Raw genomic sequence first — 17,615 nt, forward strand, 5'->3', positions numbered from 1 at the left:
AAGGGAGTGATAAAAGGGAAGAGAAAAGAGGAAAAAACATAAAAAAACATCGAAGAAGTTAGCGAAGGCTACGAATGCCTAAAGGGTGTGGATAAAAACATGAAAAGGGCGTAGCGATGTGGAAAATGAATATTTAAGTATAAAAGTATCGAGAGGATTATTTACAACCTGCCAGCGCCTTTCGGCGCTGAAACAGGAGGAACCGGGTGGACAGGAGAGAAGGAAGGTGATAGATTAAAGATAAAATCAGCCGGTGCCAGTTATTATAAAAGCGCAGGAGGAAGGGGTCGGAGGACAGCACCAGGGAAAGTTTCAGGGAACAGCGCCAGGGAAAGTTTCAGAGGACATTTCCAGGGAAAGTTTCAGAGGAGAGCGCCAGGAAAAGTTCCAGAGGGCAGTTCCAGGGAAGATGCTTTCGGGGAAAATGGAGCGGGCATTGGCCCGGGAGAATATATCGGGCTGGATTTCTGCTTTAACCCGGGAGAGCCTGTTGTTCATTCAGATGAAAACAGGCTTGTGATGCGTGATCGTTTTTTCAGGCAGATTGCGTGGTAGGATAATAATTTATATCGCCGGATAAAATACGGGAGCTGCTCAAAGGAACGGCTCCCGTAAATATTGATTATTTTAATGTAAATTTAATCCGCAGTGTTAAATTTCAGTGTCATCCTCAGTATTGTTATCATTTTCCGCTGCTTCACGGGCGGTACTGCTGTGCGGCATCCTTAACGCTGTCTGTAATGTCATCCGCCGCTTCTTTGACAGTGTCATCCGCCTGTGCCGGTTCCTGGGAAGGAGCTGCTGATTCATCGGTAGTATTTTCGCCGTCTTCGAAAGTGGAGCTGTCGGCCTTTCCGGCCATATCTTCCGCAGCGCCCATGGTTGCATTTATTTTCTGGCCGACCTTGCTGACTGCCCTTTCCGTGGCTTCCTTAACCTTATTGAGGGCGGATTCCATCTGTTCGTCAACATTGGCGTATTCATTGCTGTTAATAATTCGCTCTACCGCGTCATTTATTTTGTGGGTGACCGATTCAAACTCTTCGGAATTCTTCAGCTTGGTAACCGCTTCGTCCACTTTGCTTGTCACCGTCTCATATTCTTCGGAGGCTTTGATTTTCTGAACGGTGTCTTCCACCTTTTCAGAAACATTATTGAGGAGGGCGTCCGCCTTTTCCTTCGCTTTCTTCAAATCAAGAGAAACATAGGAACGGTTTCCTTCCGTATGAGCCTCGGAGGAGTGTGTCTGGTGTTCCTTGCCGGCATCCGCATTCTCCTGTGTCTCTCCGGCAGCGGAGGAGGCTACGTCCGTATCGTCATCGTTGAGTTCGTCATCATCAAACTCATCGAAGTCATCAAATTCATCACCGCTGTCGTCACTGTCATTATTGACGCGGGAATCCCTGTTTTTCAGGTAGTAATAGGTGCCGGCCGCTGCTGCGCCGACTACAGCTGCTGCAGCGAGTAATCTTCCAAATCCATTTGACTTTCTGGCCATCGTAAAATACCCCTTTCTTAAGGCTGTGATTAAGCTGAGCAGCACCCTGCGGACAGGTTCAGACGAAAAGTAATCCCTGAACGGCAGGGCGCTATACTGCTATAAAACGGACCGGATGCACCGGACCTGAAATCCCTTCGCGGCGAAATCCGCTTAGTGTTATTTTAATACTATTTTGCGGAATTGAAAAGAAAATATGTATTAAAATTGTATTAATTTCCCAATATTTTTATGACAGGGTTTCCGTATATTTGTTAAAATGCGTGGAGGAATGTTTCCTTTTGACATAACGGACGGTTTAATTTATAATATACTTAGCAAGACAGCCGACGAGTAGATGCACACTACCCGTTCCGGCAATATTATTCAGCTATAAGAAATAGCCGCCTATCTTTTACCAGAGACCAGGGCGGCTATTTCTTATTTGTATATTTGAGAATTGCTACGATTAAGCTGGCTGTTGTCAAAATAATCATTAGTGTCTCATATGTACTCATAAGCATTTCCCCTTTCTGCAAGACTCAGAATGGGTAATGAACCGCCACTGTCGGCTGCCCGGGTAAATATATTAAAAATCATTGAAAAACCTTAGCTGCCGCCGGTATTCTTACAGCGAATTAATTCCTTTTCTAATACCATATCCACCATATCTTTACCGTATTTATCGAGAAGGCGGTGCTTCCCTATATGCTTCATTTACTGTATACTGCGGGATGCTGTGGGATATAAGTGTATGAGGTATGAGTCATATATAAATGCCTGCAATATTATAGGTAGGATAACCGAAAGAACAGGGATTTCCTGGTTTAAAATGTTTATTTTTCAGGGATTTCAGGGGTGTGGATACGGAGAACCTATTAAGATATCCCAAAAAAGAAAAAATATGTTTTTTCAGGGTGTATTGATGTAAGATGACGTGTATACTAAATGACCTTTTTGTGATTGGAGGAAATAAAATGGAATACAGGAAACGTGTGGAAAAGCTGCTGTTGTCTTTGGGAAGAGAGGGGATGGAAAAGCTTCTGGAATGGATGGCGGAAAACGGCTATTATGATGAGCCGGACTGTGACAGCCAAAGCTCTCCGGCGGGCGGAAGCCTGGCAGCGCAGAGCTTGTATGTTCTGGGAATCATGGAGGACATGGCCTATCTTCTTCTGCATGATAATGAGGATACATTGGAAGCAAAGCGTAATTCACTGGCTGTCTGCGCCCTGCTGCACAGGATTGGCATTTTGGGGACAGGACTTGAGGAAACAAAGGAGGGCGAAGCGGAAAAAAAGGCTGTCGATATCGTATCTGCATTTATTACGCTGCACAAGGAAGAGGAGCGGGCGCTGTTATGTAATGAGGTGGTAGGTCGTGACTTCGCGGCCAATAAGGGGGCTGCCGGGATGGATTATGCCCTGCTGTTATTCTTTGCTGAAAAATGGGTGGCAAACGAAGGAAAAAACGGGGTAAAAGGGTGAATGATATGGTATAATGGCGTTATGTGATTGGCGGCAGAATCATAGATGGCATAAATCTGCAGGTAGAAAAATATGATTGGAGAATCGTGATATGAAGATGTTGCTTGTGCTGTTTGATAAGCAGGGGCAGATTCTGCTGTGCAGGAACCCATCGGGATATTCTGTTCCGACGAATGGGGCCGAGGTTGATGAGGGCTTTGGCTTTGGTTCACCACAGGAAGAAAACAGGTGGTTTTGGGAAAACTGCGGTCTGCTTGTATACCGGCGTTATATTTGCTTTTATATGGATTATTGTGCCGCTGTATTTGAGCTGTATGGCGAAGGTAATGTGGGAAAAGAGTTTATCTGGATGGACAGCGGCAGTTTAGATAAATTTATTGTGGGGAACAGCTTAACAGTCCTGCTGAAAGCTGTGGTGACAGAGAAACAGGATGCATTTTCCTCCAAAATACCATTATTACATAATTACACTGCTGAAGGGATTATGAAGAGAATTGATAACTTCCCGTCAGAGGTATCCGGCATTTTTGCATTTTTGAACGAACAGTCCAATGCGGTAGATGTGCATGTGACGCGCAGACAGCTTCCGCAGGAAATGCAGGAAAAAATAAAGAATACATATCTAAAGCAGTGGGAAACGTATGGAACGGGAAAAGATATACTGCGGATCTATGAGACAGTAGAGAGGCTTAAGGACTTTTTTATGGTTTTGGCGGATGCGGACTGGCTGATGGAGACGATAGAAGCTGTTGGAGGCAAGGTGCCGGAGGGCTCTATGGATAGTTGGTTGCTAATGCGTCGTATTTACTATTTCAGGAGAGTATTGGGCCGGTTCCTGGCGGGAGATAACAATTAGTATTGCAGGGGTATACCAAAGAGGAGGCAGGATGATGAACGATAAGTTCTTTGATGTGAAAAAAGAGAAACAGGACAGGATAATTAATGCTTCCTTGAAGATGTTTGCGTTAAATGGCTACAGGCATGCCAGTACGGATGATATGGTGAGGGAGGCGGCTATCAGCAAAGGGCTGCTGTTCCATTATTTTGGAAGTAAGCTGGGGCTGTATGTGTTTTTGTATGATTACAGCACTAGATTTATGCTGTTGGAGTTTTCCAGGGAAATTAAGGCTGTGGATACGGATTTCTTTGTGCTGGTGGGGAAAATGGAGACTGCGCGGATGCGGGTGATGAAAATGTATCCCTACATGAGGCGTTTCCTGGATACGGTGCAGAAGGAAGACTGTGCGGAGGCGGCGGAGGCCGTACGGGAAATCCGGGAAAAATATCAGGAAAGCCTGAATAAATACATAGGACAGGCCGATTTTGACAGGTTTGTACCGAAGGCAAAACCGGAAATGGTGATGAAATGTGTGGAATATACGCTGAACGGCCTGACGGAGGAGTTCAGCGGCAGGGGCGGTTTGGAAACAGAGGCTCTGAAGAAAGAAATAGAGGATTATCTGCGGATGTTTGCCGCAGTGTTTCAATAAAGGAAAAACGATGGACAGAGAGGCCTTTTTAAAGATATTGACGCCATTGGATGTGCATGATACATATCGGGAGCTGTACTTTCAGAATCCGGCGGCTTTTGCGGTGCCGGTCAGGAGCTGGGAAGAGTTCTGCGGGCGTTATAACGAGCTGGAGGGGGAGGGAAAGACAAAGCTCCCTCCGGTGCCGCCCACGCCGATTGCGCCTGTTTTTTCGGAGGAGGAGTATTTTCCGCAGGAGGACTGGGGAGAGGTGAGCGTGATTGTAAACGCCCGCTACTGCCCGGCTTTTCTGCATGAGCTGGAGTTTATCAAAATTATTTATGTATTCCGCGGGAGCTGCTTTTTTTATATTGACGGCAGGTGGATATCCATGACGGAGGGAAATGCCTGTATTGTGGCGCCGGGGGTGGAGCAGACCGTTTTTTCCTGTGCGGATGAGGATATTGTGCTGAATCTGCTGATTCGCAGGAGTACCTTTGCGGAGTCCTTCTGGGAGCTGCTGGAATCCAATGACGGCGGCGTGATTGCGGATTTTTTCTGGAAGATGCTTTATCATAAGCCGGGCGGGGAGGTGCTGCTTTTTAACAGCAGGCCGGATATGCTGCTGGAGGAGAGCGTGATGGATCTCTATGAAGAAGCGCTGCTGCAGCCGGTGAAAAGCGGCCTGGTCATGAAGAGTATGATGATGGCCATATTTGCCTATATTCTCAGATGGAAGGAAAAGGACGTGGTATGGCTCAGAAAAAAGGAAAAGCACAGGGAGTATCCCCTGGCACAGTATCTGCTGTACATGAAGGAGCATATTGACGAGGTGTCTCTTGCTTCCCTGGCGGGGAATTTTTATGTGAGCGAGGGGTATCTGAGCCGGTATTTCCGCAGGGAAACGGGATTTACCTTCAGCCAACTCCTGCAGGAAATGAAGATGAAAAGGGCGGCGGAGCTGCTGATAAAGACGGAATGCAATATAGAGAAGATTGTTGCGCTGATCGGGTATACGGATCAGAGTATTTTTTTCAGGAATTTTAAAGCAGCCTATGGGATGACGCCTCTTGTTTACAGGAAGAAAAAACGGCAGGCGGAATTCATGTATACATAAAACAGGGGGGAACGGTTTGCGGCTGAGTGAAGGTCTGGGAGAAGAGGAGCAGTTATATAAAAGCCTGTATGCAAGGTGCCCTGAGGTCTGGGAGGAGCCGGTGGAGGACTGGGCCGGGCTGGTGAGGCGGTGTCATAAGGCCGGAATAAACGATATTCCGAATGAAGCGCCTTCCATGATGGGCAGCGTATTGACGGAGGATGATTTTTTCACAGAGAATTTCAAGGAGGTTGTCTGCTTTAATAACCTCAGGTATTGTCCGCCGTTTCTTCATAAGCTGGAGTTCATCAAGATTATTTATGTGTGGAGCGGAAGCGTGACCGTGTATCTGGATAATGTGAAATATGAGCTTTTATCGGGGAATTTCTGCATAATTACGCCAGGAATCCGGCATACGGTGTTTTCCAGGCACGATGAGGATGTGATCATCAATATCCTCATGCGCATCAGTTCCTTTGCCAATGCGTTTTCGGGGATCTTGATGGAACAGAATATCCTGGCTGATTTTTTCTGGAAAATCCTTTATACGAAGCACAGCAACCGGGTATTGATGTTTGGCTGCAATAATGATCCGAAGCTGGACCGGTGGGTGGAGAGGATGTTTGATGAGTCAGCGCGGCAGCAGGCGGCAAGCAACCTTCTGATGAAAAGCTATGCCATGATTTTCCTGGGTATCGTTATGAGGGAGCATCTGCCGCAGCTGCAGCTGAAGGAAGAGCTGACGGACGAGGTTTATGTGCTTCCCGCCATCATCCAGGCGATCAGGCAGAACCTGAAGAGTATTACGCTGGAGGAGCTGACAAGGCAGTTCGGTATGAGTGAGAGTGAATTAAAACGGTATATCGTCAGGGAAAGCGGCTATACCTACCGGTATCTGCTGCGGGATCTGCGGCTGAGAAGGGCGGTGGAGCTGCTGCGGAATACCAACCTGAGTATGGAGAGAATTATGGAGGAAACCGGGTACAGCAATATGAATAATTTTTACCGCAGCTTTAAGGAGCATTTCGGGCAGACGCCTCTGGAGTTCAGGAAAAACGGGGAAGAGATTTTGATTTGAGGGAAAAGACGGCTGGCAGGAGAAAAAATATCATAAACTGTAATAAATTCAGACAAAGGAGCCAGTACGATCATTGGATTGTACCGGCTTTTTTCTGTACTGACGGGGCTTGGCTAATAGAGGATGCCTGAAAGAGAATGGCCAAAAAAGGTCATATAAAACAAGTTTTGTGTAGAGTGATAAAGTAAGATGCTAAATATATAATAAAACCACACAAAACATACAAAACGGATCCAAATAAAAGGGGATTGTATTGTAAAATTATCAAGGAGGGAATGGAAATGGCTAAAAAATTGTCAGCAATAGTTTTGGCGGCAGCATTATCATTGTCATTATTGACAGGCTGCGGAAGCGGAAGTACGGATACCGCGGCTTCGGCGCCGGCCGAAACAAAGGGGACGGAGGGAAGCGCAGCAGCGGCGGCTCAGCTATACGCCAATGGCGGGGCTAGTCATTGCATTCCAGAAATTCATACCCAGCAAGGGGATGTTCGGGGATCAGCAGTGGGTGGGGCTGGGAAATTTCAGCTATGTGTTCAGCCTTCCCGGTTTTAACCAGGCTTTGAAAAATACGATCGTTATCGCCTTCTGGAAAATCATACTGGGCCTGGCGGTGCCGATTGTTTTTGCCCTGATGTTAAATGAAGTTAACAGAAATGGCTTCAAAAGAACTGTGCAGACTGTGGTGTATCTACCCTACTTTTTATCATGGGTGGTACTGGGCGGTATTTTCCTGGATATGCTTTCCCCCAGCAGCGGAATCATCAATCAGATCATTACGGCGCTGGGAGGAAAGAGTATTTTCTTCCTGGGGGATAACCGTTATTTCAAGCCTACGCTGATCGTGACGGATATCTGGAAAAATTTCGGCTATGGAGCAATTGTTTATCTGGCAGCCATATTGGGAATCGACACGGATCTGTATGAGGCGGCGCAGATCGACGGGGCCAACCGCTGGAAACAGGTGTGGCATGTGACGCTTCCGGGAATGCGTATGATCATTGTGCTGATGATGGTGCTCAGCCTGGGGAATGTGCTGAATGCGGGCTTCGACCAGATTTTTAACCTGTACAGCAAGGCCGTGTATGAATCAGGAGATATCCTGGATACCTTTGTATACCGTCTGGGCCTGATAGACGCGCAGTACGGGCCGGCGACCGCCGTGGGGCTGTTTAAATCGATCATTTCCACGATGTTTATTTCGGTTTCGTACTGGCTGGCCTACAGGTTTGCGGATTACCGGATTTTTTAGGGGAGGGAATCACAGTGAAAAAAATGACAAAGGGACGTATTGTCTTTCAAATTATCAATTATACGGTTCTGATTCTGTTGTCCGTCCTGTGCCTGTTTCCGCTGCTGAATATACTGGCCATGTCCTTTTCCAGCGCAACGGCGGTATCTGCGGGAAGGGTTTCCCTCTGGCCGGTGGAGTTTAATACCTATGCCTACAGCTATGTTATCGGAAAGCGGGATTTCTGGAATTCTCTGCTGAAATCCGTGGAAAGGGTATGTATCGGCGTACCTTTTTCCATGCTGATTACCATTCTGGTAGCCTATCCGCTGTCCAAGGAACGCACGCAGCTGAGGCTGAGAAGCTTTTATTCCTGGATTTTCTTTTTCACCATGCTGTTTTCCGGCGGGCTGATCCCGGGTTATCTGCTGATACAGAACCTGCACCTGATGGATACCATCTGGGCGCTAATCCTGCCTATGGCGGTGCCGGTTTACAACATCGTGCTCATGCTGAATTTTTTCCGGGGTATTCCCCATGAGCTGGAGGAGGCTGCCCTGATTGACGGTGCAAACCAGTTCCAGACCTGTTTCCGGATTTATGTGCCCTGTGCCAAGCCGTCCATTGCGACGCTGACCCTGTTCTGTTTTATTACTCATTGGAACAGCTACTTTGATGGATTGATTTTTTCCAATTTCCCGGAAAGCTATCCGCTGGCTTCCTTCCTGTATACGGTGGTGGTGCAGCGGGATATGAGCCTTTTGAGCATGGAGCAGATCAGGGAGCTTTCGCTGGTGGATGACAGGACCATCCGCTGCGCGCAGATTTTTATTGCGCTGATTCCCATTATGCTGATTTATCCGTTTGCCCAGAAGTATTTTGTAAAGGGCATGACGGTGGGATCCGTGAAGGGCTGAGTGCTGCCGCCCGCAGCCATTGTTTCGTGGGAAAGCGCCGGGAACGGAGGAAAAAAGTAACTGTGAAGGTACGAAGCAGTTACGGAAACGGCGCAAAGGCAGCTGAAATGAGATTACATACCGGGAGAAGGATTTTATAATGAAGCTTACCAGACTTTTAACACAGAATTTAGATAATCCCATTGGCCTGGGATGTACAAAACCCTGCTTTTGCTATACCCTGCAGTCGGAGGAAAGGGGCAGCAGGCAGACTGCCTGTCAGATACTTGCCGCATCCTCGCCGGAGCTTCTGGAGGAAGGACGGGCCGATCTGTGGGACAGCGGAAAAATGCAGGAAGAAAGAAATTATGCCATTCCCTATGAAGGCGCGCCGCTTGCGTCCAGGCAGGAGGTTTTCTGGAAGGCAAGGGTGTGGGATGAAAAAGGGAACGTTTCGCCGTGGAGCGGACCCGCCTCTTTTGAAATGGGGCTGCTTGAGGAGAAGGACTGGAAAGCGGCCTGGATCGGCCAGGGGGATGATTTTACCGGAGATAAGTCGGCGGCGCCGGCCATTGTGGGCCGTTTTACGGTAAAGGCCCGGGACAGGGTAAAAAGGGCGAGGCTATATATCAGCGGCCTGGGGCTTTTTACGGCGGGCGTCAATGGAAAGCCGCTTTCCGAAAACCTGTTTGAGCCGGGGGAGAGTGAGTTTAACCGCAGGGTATATTATGTTACTTATGATATCCTCCCTTTTCTGCAAGAGGGGGAGAATGCGGTGGGTGTGGTTCTGGGAAATGGGCAGTATGTGAATTTTGCCGTGGATCCTGTGATGAAAAAAGGGGATGGAACCCTGTCGGAAAAGCATCGTTACCAGAAGGATGACACGATTTTTCTCAAGGACGGCATCTGCGGGAACAAGAAGCTGCTTGCCCAGGTGGAGCTGACCATGGAGGACGGAGCTGTGGTAATAGCGGCGGCCAGCAGTGAAGCCTGGAAAACAGGGGAAAGTCCTGTGACCTTTCAGAACTGGTACGGCGGAGAGGATTATGATGGGGTGAAGGCGCTTCAGATGAAGGGCTGGGATACGCCGGAGGCAGAACTTAAGGGCTGGGGGAATGCGGCAGTCATGGAACCGCCCAAGGGAAAGCTGGCGGCAAGGGAATTCCTGCCCATACGTATCTGGGAAAGATGGACTGCCGCGAGTGTTGTCAGGCTTCCAGACGGTAACTGGCTGGTGGATATGGGGAAAAACAGCGCGGGTTTTGTCTGCCTGAGGCTGGAGAATACCCAGCCATATGCGGGGCAGAAAATTGAGCTGTATCCGGGCGAGGTGCTGAAGGCGGACGGCAGCGGTGTGGATCAGGCCTCCTGTACCCAGAGCTGCGATACGTTGTATCAGTGCAGGGTGATGGACAGCTATGTTGTGGCCGGAACCGGAAGCGAGAAGTGGCATCCGCATTTTTGCTATCATGGTTTTCAGTATGTGGAGGTGGCGGGCTTCCCGGGCATTCCCACCGTGGAAAATTTTGAGGGCTGTGCGGTCAGGCTGATGAATGAAAAGCATTCGGATTTTGAAACGGATCAGGAGATACTGAATGCGGTGAACCGGATGACAGACCGTTCCATTGAGAGTAACATGATGTGCAGCTTTACGGATTGTCCGCAGATCGAAAAACTGGGGTGGCTGGAAACAACGCAGCTGATGTTTTCTTCCATGGCGGCAGGATATGATATCCGCAGCTGGATTCCGAAAATCATGGATGATATGCAGGATGCGCAGGTAACGGAGGAGCTGCTTGGGGAAGCGCCCATGAAAAACGATCCGAAAAGCTATCCGGGCTTTGCGTATGACCGTTTTGACAACAGGGAGACGGAGGAGGCGGGCTTTGTGCCGGGGATAGCGCCTGAATATTTCAGGATTGGACGTCTTTTTAAGGATCCCAACTGGGGCGGGTCCTGCGTGATGACACCCTGGTATTACTATATGGAATATGGCGACGAGGGAATCCTGCGGAAGAATTTCGGCATGATGAGGGGATATGTGGATCATCTGGAACGGCAGTCCGTGAACGGCGTGCTGAAGGGGTATGCCCATATGGGAGAGTGGGGACAGCTGAATGAGGAGACACCCACTACGCTGGTGGCAACCTGCGCTTTTTATCTGCAGGCGGTGACGCTTTCCCGGATAGCCGGGATTCTGGAGGAGACGAAACTGCAGGAGCGTTACCGGAACCTGGCGGAGCGGATACGGAGCGGATTTTATGAGGATGGGGAGTGCTGGCGGCCGGAGGAGGAAAGCTATGGAAACGGCAGCCAGGCAAGCTTTGGCTGTGCATTGTTTTCCGGTATTGTGCCGCAGGAGAAGGAGGAGGCCGCGCTGCGCGGGCTTATGGCTGCGGTAGCGGCGCGGGGCGATCATTTATCCTCCGGCGAGGTGGGATTAAAGCAGGTGTTTCATGCACTGGCCTCCCGCGGGGAAAATGATACGGTGTACCGTATGGTTATGAACCCTACAGCCCCCAGCTACAGGCACCATGTGGATCAGGGCCTGACCACACTGCCGGAGTTCTGGAATTATACGGAGCTGTGGAACGGGCTGGGACGCTCCCGGAACCATGCGATGATGGGGCATGTGAAGGAATGGCTGTGCCGATTTGTGCTGGGAATTACGCCTGTTGAGCCAGGGTATGGCAGAGTGAGGATCCGGCCGTGGCTGAATGAGGAAATCAGCCGGGTGAAGGGTTCGGTATTCACCGTGCGCGGAAAGGTTAAAGTGGAATGCAGCAGACGGGACGGACAGATTTTGATGGTAACTGTGATTCCTGTGGGAGCAAAAGCGGAGGTCTTTGTGCCCTTTGAAGAGGGAAAACGGTGTTTCCTGGACGAAGAGGAATTCCATGATTTTGTAAAAACGGGGGATGGGTATATCAGAATTGATGGGGTGCCTTCCGGGCGGTATGAATGGAGTGTCAGGTGACAGCAGGGGAATGATGGATGCTGATTAATCCGGATAGCGGATACAGAGAGCGAAATTTGTTTGTAAGCCGGACTGTAGAACCTTGGCCTGTAATTTATAAAAAGAGCTGGGAGAAAGGAGGAGTTATGACCTTTCACGCCGGCTCTTTTTTGCTGTTACATTGGGAAGCTATATGTTTAACAGTTTCCCGCATGCCCCGGTCTATGTTTGTACGGGTATTCTAATCGGTTGAATAAAATGTAATTGCCACCTCCAATACACTTTTGGTACAAAAAAGGATACATCAGCTTTCACGGCTTTTGTATCCTATCATTTGAGTTTCTAGCAATTCCGGCCGTCCTTGCCATCCAGTTGGTATTAATACGCTTCCGTTTATTACCGGATGAACATATCTGTGCATATGTTGCTTTTAATTCCGTAATGGACTTGATCATATTAATCTTTAGAAAGCTCAATATCTTTTTCAGAAAATTGCTGCTTAGAGATTTTAACGTTCCCGTGATAAGTATTACGGATTAATTTTACCAGATTTACATATTCCGGGCTGGCCTTTAAATCAGGAGTTGAAGAAGTAACGATTGCCCGGCCATACACATGGGAAAACTTTTTGAAAAAGTCTTTAAATAAGAAAAGTGTATCGCTTATCTGTTTTAAAGCCTTGGATACATTAACTCCTTTAAGTTCAGTTAATATGGCAATGGATTCTGAATTATTGATAACATAAAGATAATCACATTTATTCGTACCCTCCGGAACGTACTTGTCAACAGCAATAATGCCGCCATCCATTTTATAGGAAATAATGTGATTCTTCATAGTATTTTCAAGAATATATTTTTTCTTTTTCTCTACACATTTTACAGAAGGCCTTTTGTCGGAGGATTCAATACAAAAACTTTTGTTGTGATTTGTACATTCAGGTGGAGTTTTTACGAAGAGCTGGCTGTTTACGCATAATTGAAGTTTGTTACATATCATCGTTTATCTCCATATCAAGCAAGTGTTCCAGTTCGTTATTGGTGATTTCGGAAACTTTATCAATATAATTAGTACTTATCATATGGCTGTTTTCATCCATGAGAGATGTTAAAGAATCTGCTGCATTTTCTACTTTATATGCAGCAAATTTATGATAGGATAATCGTATGCTTCGGGGAATTACCGGTTTTTCTTCTCCTCTATAGTTATTTTCCACCTTTTCTGAATATAATAAAATATTTGAGGAAGTAAGAATGTAAGGACTGTGTGTGGTGATTATTACCCGGCTGTCGGTGGCATTTACCATTAAAGCAATAAGGCTTATCATATCTTTTTGGGCTATGGGAAATAAGTGGGCTTCCGGTTCTTCAATAACAACAAAGGCCCGTCTGTTTTCTAAAATAATGATTAGGGTCAGCATTAAAATCCACAGGGCTTCCTGTTGTCCGGAGGATCCATACATCAGCTTTACCCAATGATGTTCATCAAAATAAATTTTTTCACCGTCGCTGTCATTTACATAATCGGCTTTCAATATTTTTTTAATCAGTTCATATGCATGGGTGACTGCTGAATTATTAATTTGTCCTTTCACTGTTTTTGTATAGTTCTGAACCATTTCTGGTATCTTTGTACCAAATTGGCTTTTTGTAGCTCTGATTAACTTTACAAATTCCTGCATGGTCAAATCCATTTCACTAACAGAGATATCATGTAGCTGCTCTGACATAGTAGCCAGCAGGCTTCTTCCTGCCGGAATATAAATGATTTCAGCTTCATTTTTGAATATGGAGAATAGAACTTCGGTTAAATGGCGCTTCATAACTCCGATTGCAGTTATATTATCCATAATAGAAGCAACCTCATTGTTGAGCCGGTTCAGGAACATATCTGAAGCTTCTTCAATCAGAGAATAAATCTCCATTTTTAAAATGTCGTTGAAAGAGAAACGGACATAACCATCATTATTTAGACAGATCTCTATTTTCTTTTCATCAAACAAATAAGTGATACGGAACCTTTTCATATGCTTTGTAGTTCCAAAACACCCAATGAACTGTTTCGTCATATATTTTAAATAATTGTTGAAGTACTCATTTTTATGATTTTTTGTAAATTGCTCTGAGTTCATCAGAAAATCCAGGGTATAATCCCTTATTTTTTGGCAAAAGTATACGATTTTACATAAAGTACTTTTTCCGGAGGCCTGGGAGCCGATCAGGATTTGGAAATTATTATTCAGATGAATCTCAGCATCTTTGATTGGGCCGAAATTTCGTATTAAAATTTTATTATTCATAATCTGCTCTTTCTGCACCTGTATTTGATTATTTATTCATTTTATACACCGGATCCGCCGGATACCCGCCCTTGAGCTTCTGCATTCCGCGCTGCACCGCGTCTTTGGAGGTCTTCCAGTCCGCGTCCTTGTTCCGGTAGTCGAATTTTTCAATAAGCCAGTCCACATCACCGGAAACGCGTTCCATATTTTCCTCCATCAGGCGGAATACCAGAGGATAGAAGTCCTTTTTCTCAGCATCACCCAGATGGGCGTCCGCATTTGCGCACAGATCTCCGAAATGATGGAGGCAAAAGCCCTTGCTGTTTTTCAGCTTTTCACGGAAGGCTTCGTCATTTTTATACAGGTAGAAAAAGGTATCCATGTAGCGTGCGTATTCCTTGGTGAAATAATCACAGATATAGCAGGTTTTTTCCTTTTCCACAACCCAGGAGGCGATGGCGTTGGCATCCGCGGGCCTGCCCTTCAGCTTATTCATCAGGGAGGTTTTGCCGGGAGTAAAGTGGGAGAACTGATCCTTCATTTCCGCAATGAGCTTCTTATAATGGGTCTTCAGAATCCAGCCATTTCCCAGCGTGTTGCCATAATCGAACATTTTCTTGTAGTGCATGCGGCAGAAGCCGGCTTTGTCGGTGGCCTCCCTGGTATCGCTTTCCATATAGGATGCGCAGGAGCCGAGAACATAGTCCATGATATCCTGCTCCACATTTCTTTCGATAAAGCAGAAGGGACATTCGTCCTCCGCATTCATGGCATCGTTGAGCGGGATGGTGTATAGTTTTTCTTTCATTAATCTTTCCTCCGGGTATAGGTGTATGTTTGTTGCCTGTTGCAGTTTGGCCGCAGGCCAGGCTGCAGCGTCCGTCTGCGTCCGGTATTTCGGACGCTCTGTTTCTATTGTATCGGATTGGGGGACAGAATACAATCACATATAAGCTTTAAATACCCTTTAAATTTTAAAAGCAGCATAGTTCCGGTATACAGTGCAAAGGGCAGTGAATGGTTTGGGAACGAAACAGTCTTTAATAGAAGATTCCCGCGGTGTGAAGAGCAGTCCACCGGACGGTTCTTTCCTACAAAAAATTAACTCCTCTTTCATCAAAATTTACCGTTGTGCACGCCCGCCGGATATGGTAGTATCTTAGGAAGAGTATTTTGGAGGAAAACAACAGGAGAGGAGACAAGATTTTGAGCACGAAAGAACAGAAAGTAAAAGTGGATGCGGATTATTCGCTGATGCCCGTTCCCAGACATGCCCGCCGGAACATCGTGACAATGTTCATGATCATGTTGGGGTTCACTTTTTTCTCAGCCAGTATGTGGACCGGACAGGAGCTGGGAATCGGACTTGATTTGAAAGGTTTCGTCGAAGCATTATTGCTGGGCGGCGCAATTCTTGGTATTTATACGGCACTACTGGCCTATGTTGGCTGTAAAACCGGTTTATCCATGGATTTGCTGGCCCAGCATTCTTTTGGTAAAAAAGGCTCTTATCTGCCTTCCGCCATCATCAGCTTCACACAGATAGGCTGGTTCGGCGTGGGCGTGGCCATGTTTGCCATTCCGGTTGCCAAACTGATTGCGCCGGACAAGCCGTGGGTGGTGCCGCTGCTGGTGGCCCTTGCGGGTATCTGTATGACTGGCTCGGCCTTCTTCGGCATCCGACACCTAAACGCCGCCAAAACCCTCCATCTGGGAGAAAACTACGGCATCCGGGAAAAGAATCCCGCGGATTTCATCATCCTGAACGCGGATAATTTTTACGATGCCCTGAACCAAAAGCGAGGTGCTCTATTCCTTCCGGGGCGGGAAAATGCTTGCCCAAACCGTACCGGCGCAGACGGAGATCTGTTTCTAGCCGTCGTCTGTCATCTCAATTTGTCAAAAAGCCGAAAGGCTTTTAAATAACCTGTTTAATACTATACTTATGAGGAGGATTAAAAAAAATGGGTGAAAGAACCAAGAAGCAAAAGCTGATTCTCGGCATTCAGCATACCCTTGCCATGTTCGGCGCCACGGTGCTGGTTCCGGCATTGACAGGGCTGAATACGTCAATCACACTGTTTTGTGCCGGACTCGGCACGCTGCTGTTCCACTGGGTAACGAAGAAAAAGGTGCCCGTATTCCTGGGCTCCAGTTTTGCCTTTATGGCAGGAATCATGGCAATTATCGGGGACTCACGCATGGGGGATCCGGATTTTATGGAGAAGCTGGCCTCGGTCAAGGGCGCGCTTATCATTGCCGGCCTGGTATATGTGCTGTTTGCCGGCCTGATCAAGATTTTCGGCTATGAAAAGGTGAACAAGCTGCTGCCTCCTATCGTGACCGGCCCGATTATCATTGTTATCGGCCTGCGTCTGAGCGGCACCGCCATCAACAGCGCTTTTTATTACAACGGAGAATTCAGCCTGAAATCCGTGCTGGTTACGGTGGTGATTCTGACGGTGGTCATCTGTGTATCCATTTTTGCAAAAGGAATTTTCAACCTGATGCCGATTCTGTTTGCCATTATCGCAGGCTACCTTGTCTGCCTGCCGCTTGGCTTCTGCGATTTTACCGCAGTGAGAGAGGCGCACTTCCTTTCCTTTATGGATAAGGACATTGTGACGCAGCTGCTGTGCATACCTCAGTTCAAGCTGGACGCCATCCTCGCCATTGCCCCGATTGCACTGGTTACGATGATTGAGCATGTGGGCGACATCACCACCAACGGCGCCGTGGTAGGCAAGAACTTCATGGTGGATCCGGGCGTTCACAGAACGATTCTGGGCGACGGTCTTGCAACCGCGCTGGCAGGCCTTCTGGGCGGCCCTGCCAACACAACCTATGGAGAAAATACGGGCGTTCTGGCCGTAACCAAGGTATACGACCCTTCCGTTATCCGTATCGCGGCTGTGTTTGCTATGATTCTGGGCATCTTCGGAAAATTCGGCGGATTTATCACAAGCATCCCGTCACCCGTTACCGGCGGCATCAGCATCGTGCTTTACGGTATGATTTCCGCAGTGGGCGTGCGTATCCTGATTAATTCCAGGCTGAACTTCGGCAACAGCCGCAACCTGCTGGTGGCCGCTATCATCCTGGTTCTGGGAATTGGCTGCGACAGCATTCCCGTATACGGCGCGGTTACCATTTCCGGCCTGGCGCTGGCAGCGGTTGTTGGCATCATTCTGGCATTCATCCTTCCTGAAGGGGACGACAGTGTGCTGAACTGACCTGCATAATTTACAGGTTATAGGTAACAGCTCAGAACGGCAGAGCCATGAAAGAAGATGTCCGGCCTGGACTGTTACATTTCCAAAATAAAAAGACGTCTGAGTACTTCCGCATAGCGGCAGCATCCAGACGTCTTTTTTCCCTTACAGGCGGCGGAACAGGCGGAGAGCGGTGAAACCGGTGTATAAAGCAAAACCGGTGGATAAGGCGGAATCGGCGGATACGGGCGGAACCGGTGAATAGCGGCGGGAGCGGCAAATAAATAAACGACCGCGAACGGGGCTGTTTCCTCTATAAAAAGATCATGGACACCCATCCCCATGCTTACAAACTCACCGACGGCTGATTTTTCCTTTACCCGGCAGACATATTCCTGTCCTGTATTTCATAAGGTTTATTAGAGCATGTCTG

At 47.5% G+C, this 17,615-nt stretch carries 15 protein-coding genes; 10 read left to right on the forward strand and 5 right to left on the reverse strand.

The genetic code is table 11. From position 1 onward, the window contains the following. Positions 1–697: 697 nt before the first annotated feature. Together FYJ45_RS01215 and FYJ45_RS33010 are read right to left on the reverse strand one after the other, a co-directional pair. Positions 698–1,498 (reverse strand): hypothetical protein, encoded by an 801-nt coding sequence (locus tag FYJ45_RS01215; RefSeq protein WP_154463096.1) that lies wholly within the window; start codon positions 1,496–1,498, stop codon positions 698–700. 413 nt (positions 1,499–1,911) lie between these two features. Beyond that, on the reverse strand, positions 1,912–2,001 hold the full coding sequence (locus FYJ45_RS33010) for a putative holin-like toxin (protein WP_390579874.1): 90 nt from the start codon (positions 1,999–2,001) through the stop codon (positions 1,912–1,914). Between the two features lie 453 nt (positions 2,002–2,454). On the opposite strand from FYJ45_RS33010, the gene FYJ45_RS01220 reads away from it, so the two are divergent. The 8 genes from FYJ45_RS01220 (at position 2,455) to FYJ45_RS01255 (ending at position 11,710) form a co-directional block, all read left to right on the forward strand. Next, entirely contained in the window at positions 2,455–2,964 is a 510-nt protein-coding gene (locus tag FYJ45_RS01220; RefSeq protein WP_154463097.1) for a hypothetical protein, read from the forward strand. Positions 2,965–3,055: 91 nt separating this feature from the next. After that, positions 3,056–3,820, forward strand: a complete 765-nt coding sequence (locus FYJ45_RS01225) for a hypothetical protein (RefSeq protein WP_154463098.1) — start codon at positions 3,056–3,058, stop codon at positions 3,818–3,820. Positions 3,821–3,851: 31 nt separating this feature from the next. After that, positions 3,852–4,454, forward strand: coding sequence for a TetR/AcrR family transcriptional regulator (locus FYJ45_RS01230; protein ID WP_207708380.1), 603 nt, complete (start codon positions 3,852–3,854; stop codon positions 4,452–4,454). Positions 4,455–4,464: 10 nt separating this feature from the next. Then, a complete protein-coding gene (locus FYJ45_RS01235; RefSeq protein WP_154463099.1) occupies positions 4,465–5,550 on the forward strand; it encodes an AraC family transcriptional regulator in 1,086 nt (361 codons plus the stop codon). Positions 5,551–5,566: 16 nt separating this feature from the next. Beyond that, positions 5,567–6,607, forward strand: a complete 1,041-nt coding sequence (locus tag FYJ45_RS01240; RefSeq protein ID WP_102287813.1) for an AraC family transcriptional regulator — start codon at positions 5,567–5,569, stop codon at positions 6,605–6,607. Positions 6,608–7,045: 438 nt separating this feature from the next. Further along, positions 7,046–7,858 (forward strand): ABC transporter permease, encoded by an 813-nt coding sequence (locus tag FYJ45_RS01245; RefSeq protein ID WP_235930490.1) that lies wholly within the window; start codon positions 7,046–7,048, stop codon positions 7,856–7,858. A gap of 23 nt (positions 7,859–7,881) precedes the next feature. After that, the gene (locus FYJ45_RS01250; protein ID WP_102288587.1) at positions 7,882–8,754 is read left to right on the forward strand and encodes a carbohydrate ABC transporter permease; all 873 of its coding nucleotides are present in this window, start codon (positions 7,882–7,884) and stop codon (positions 8,752–8,754) included. A 139-nt stretch (positions 8,755–8,893) separates the two neighbouring features. Continuing rightward, a complete protein-coding gene (locus tag FYJ45_RS01255; RefSeq protein ID WP_154463100.1) occupies positions 8,894–11,710 on the forward strand; it encodes an alpha-L-rhamnosidase in 2,817 nt (938 codons plus the stop codon). Positions 11,711–12,145: 435 nt separating this feature from the next. On the opposite strand, the gene FYJ45_RS01260 is transcribed toward FYJ45_RS01255, so the two are convergent. Genes FYJ45_RS01260 through FYJ45_RS01270 form a run of 3 tightly spaced genes read right to left on the reverse strand, consistent with a single transcriptional unit; the run spans position 12,146 to position 14,778 of the window. Then, positions 12,146–12,688, reverse strand: a complete 543-nt coding sequence (locus FYJ45_RS01260) for a hypothetical protein (RefSeq protein ID WP_154463101.1) — start codon at positions 12,686–12,688, stop codon at positions 12,146–12,148. Continuing rightward, the gene (locus FYJ45_RS01265) at positions 12,678–13,988 is read right to left on the reverse strand and encodes an AAA family ATPase (protein ID WP_154463102.1); all 1,311 of its coding nucleotides are present in this window, start codon (positions 13,986–13,988) and stop codon (positions 12,678–12,680) included. The genes FYJ45_RS01260 and FYJ45_RS01265 overlap by 11 nt, the downstream gene beginning before the upstream one ends. A 28-nt stretch (positions 13,989–14,016) precedes the next feature. Beyond that, on the reverse strand, positions 14,017–14,778 hold the full coding sequence (locus tag FYJ45_RS01270; RefSeq protein ID WP_154463103.1) for a DUF6062 family protein: 762 nt from the start codon (positions 14,776–14,778) through the stop codon (positions 14,017–14,019). Positions 14,779–15,176: 398 nt separating this feature from the next. Here FYJ45_RS01270 and FYJ45_RS01275 point away from each other — a divergent pair, with 398 nt between their 5' ends. After that, positions 15,177–15,896 carry a cytosine permease gene (locus FYJ45_RS01275; protein ID WP_235930491.1) on the forward strand — a complete coding sequence of 240 codons (720 nt, stop codon included), beginning with the start codon at positions 15,177–15,179 and terminating at the stop codon, positions 15,894–15,896. A gap of 38 nt (positions 15,897–15,934) precedes the next feature. Next, on the forward strand, positions 15,935–17,203 hold the full coding sequence (locus tag FYJ45_RS01280) for a uracil-xanthine permease family protein (RefSeq protein ID WP_154463104.1): 1,269 nt from the start codon (positions 15,935–15,937) through the stop codon (positions 17,201–17,203). Positions 17,204–17,615 lie beyond the last annotated feature (412 nt).

The sequence above is a fragment of the Eisenbergiella porci genome (genome assembly GCF_009696275.1).
Taxonomy (GTDB): domain Bacteria; phylum Bacillota; class Clostridia; order Lachnospirales; family Lachnospiraceae; genus Eisenbergiella; species Eisenbergiella porci.

Coding starts and splice junctions, on each gene's coding strand:
- FYJ45_RS01230 (WP_207708380.1), top strand. CDS start 3,852: ATGATGAACGATAAGTTCTTTGATGTGAAAAAAGAGAAACAGGACAGG.
- FYJ45_RS01280 (WP_154463104.1), top strand. CDS start 15,935: ATGGGTGAAAGAACCAAGAAGCAAAAGCTGATTCTCGGCATTCAGCAT.
- FYJ45_RS01225 (WP_154463098.1), top strand. CDS start 3,056: ATGAAGATGTTGCTTGTGCTGTTTGATAAGCAGGGGCAGATTCTGCTG.
- FYJ45_RS01235 (WP_154463099.1), top strand. CDS start 4,465: ATGGACAGAGAGGCCTTTTTAAAGATATTGACGCCATTGGATGTGCAT.
- FYJ45_RS01215 (WP_154463096.1), bottom strand. CDS start 1,498: ATGGCCAGAAAGTCAAATGGATTTGGAAGATTACTCGCTGCAGCAGCT.
- FYJ45_RS01245 (WP_235930490.1), top strand. CDS start 7,046: ATGGCGGGGCTAGTCATTGCATTCCAGAAATTCATACCCAGCAAGGGG.
- FYJ45_RS01270 (WP_154463103.1), bottom strand. CDS start 14,778: ATGAAAGAAAAACTATACACCATCCCGCTCAACGATGCCATGAATGCG.
- FYJ45_RS01250 (WP_102288587.1), top strand. CDS start 7,882: ATGACAAAGGGACGTATTGTCTTTCAAATTATCAATTATACGGTTCTG.
- FYJ45_RS33010 (WP_390579874.1), bottom strand. CDS start 2,001: ATGCTTATGAGTACATATGAGACACTAATGATTATTTTGACAACAGCC.
- FYJ45_RS01255 (WP_154463100.1), top strand. CDS start 8,894: ATGAAGCTTACCAGACTTTTAACACAGAATTTAGATAATCCCATTGGC.
- FYJ45_RS01260 (WP_154463101.1), bottom strand. CDS start 12,688: ATGATATGTAACAAACTTCAATTATGCGTAAACAGCCAGCTCTTCGTA.
- FYJ45_RS01220 (WP_154463097.1), top strand. CDS start 2,455: ATGGAATACAGGAAACGTGTGGAAAAGCTGCTGTTGTCTTTGGGAAGA.
- FYJ45_RS01265 (WP_154463102.1), bottom strand. CDS start 13,988: ATGAATAATAAAATTTTAATACGAAATTTCGGCCCAATCAAAGATGCT.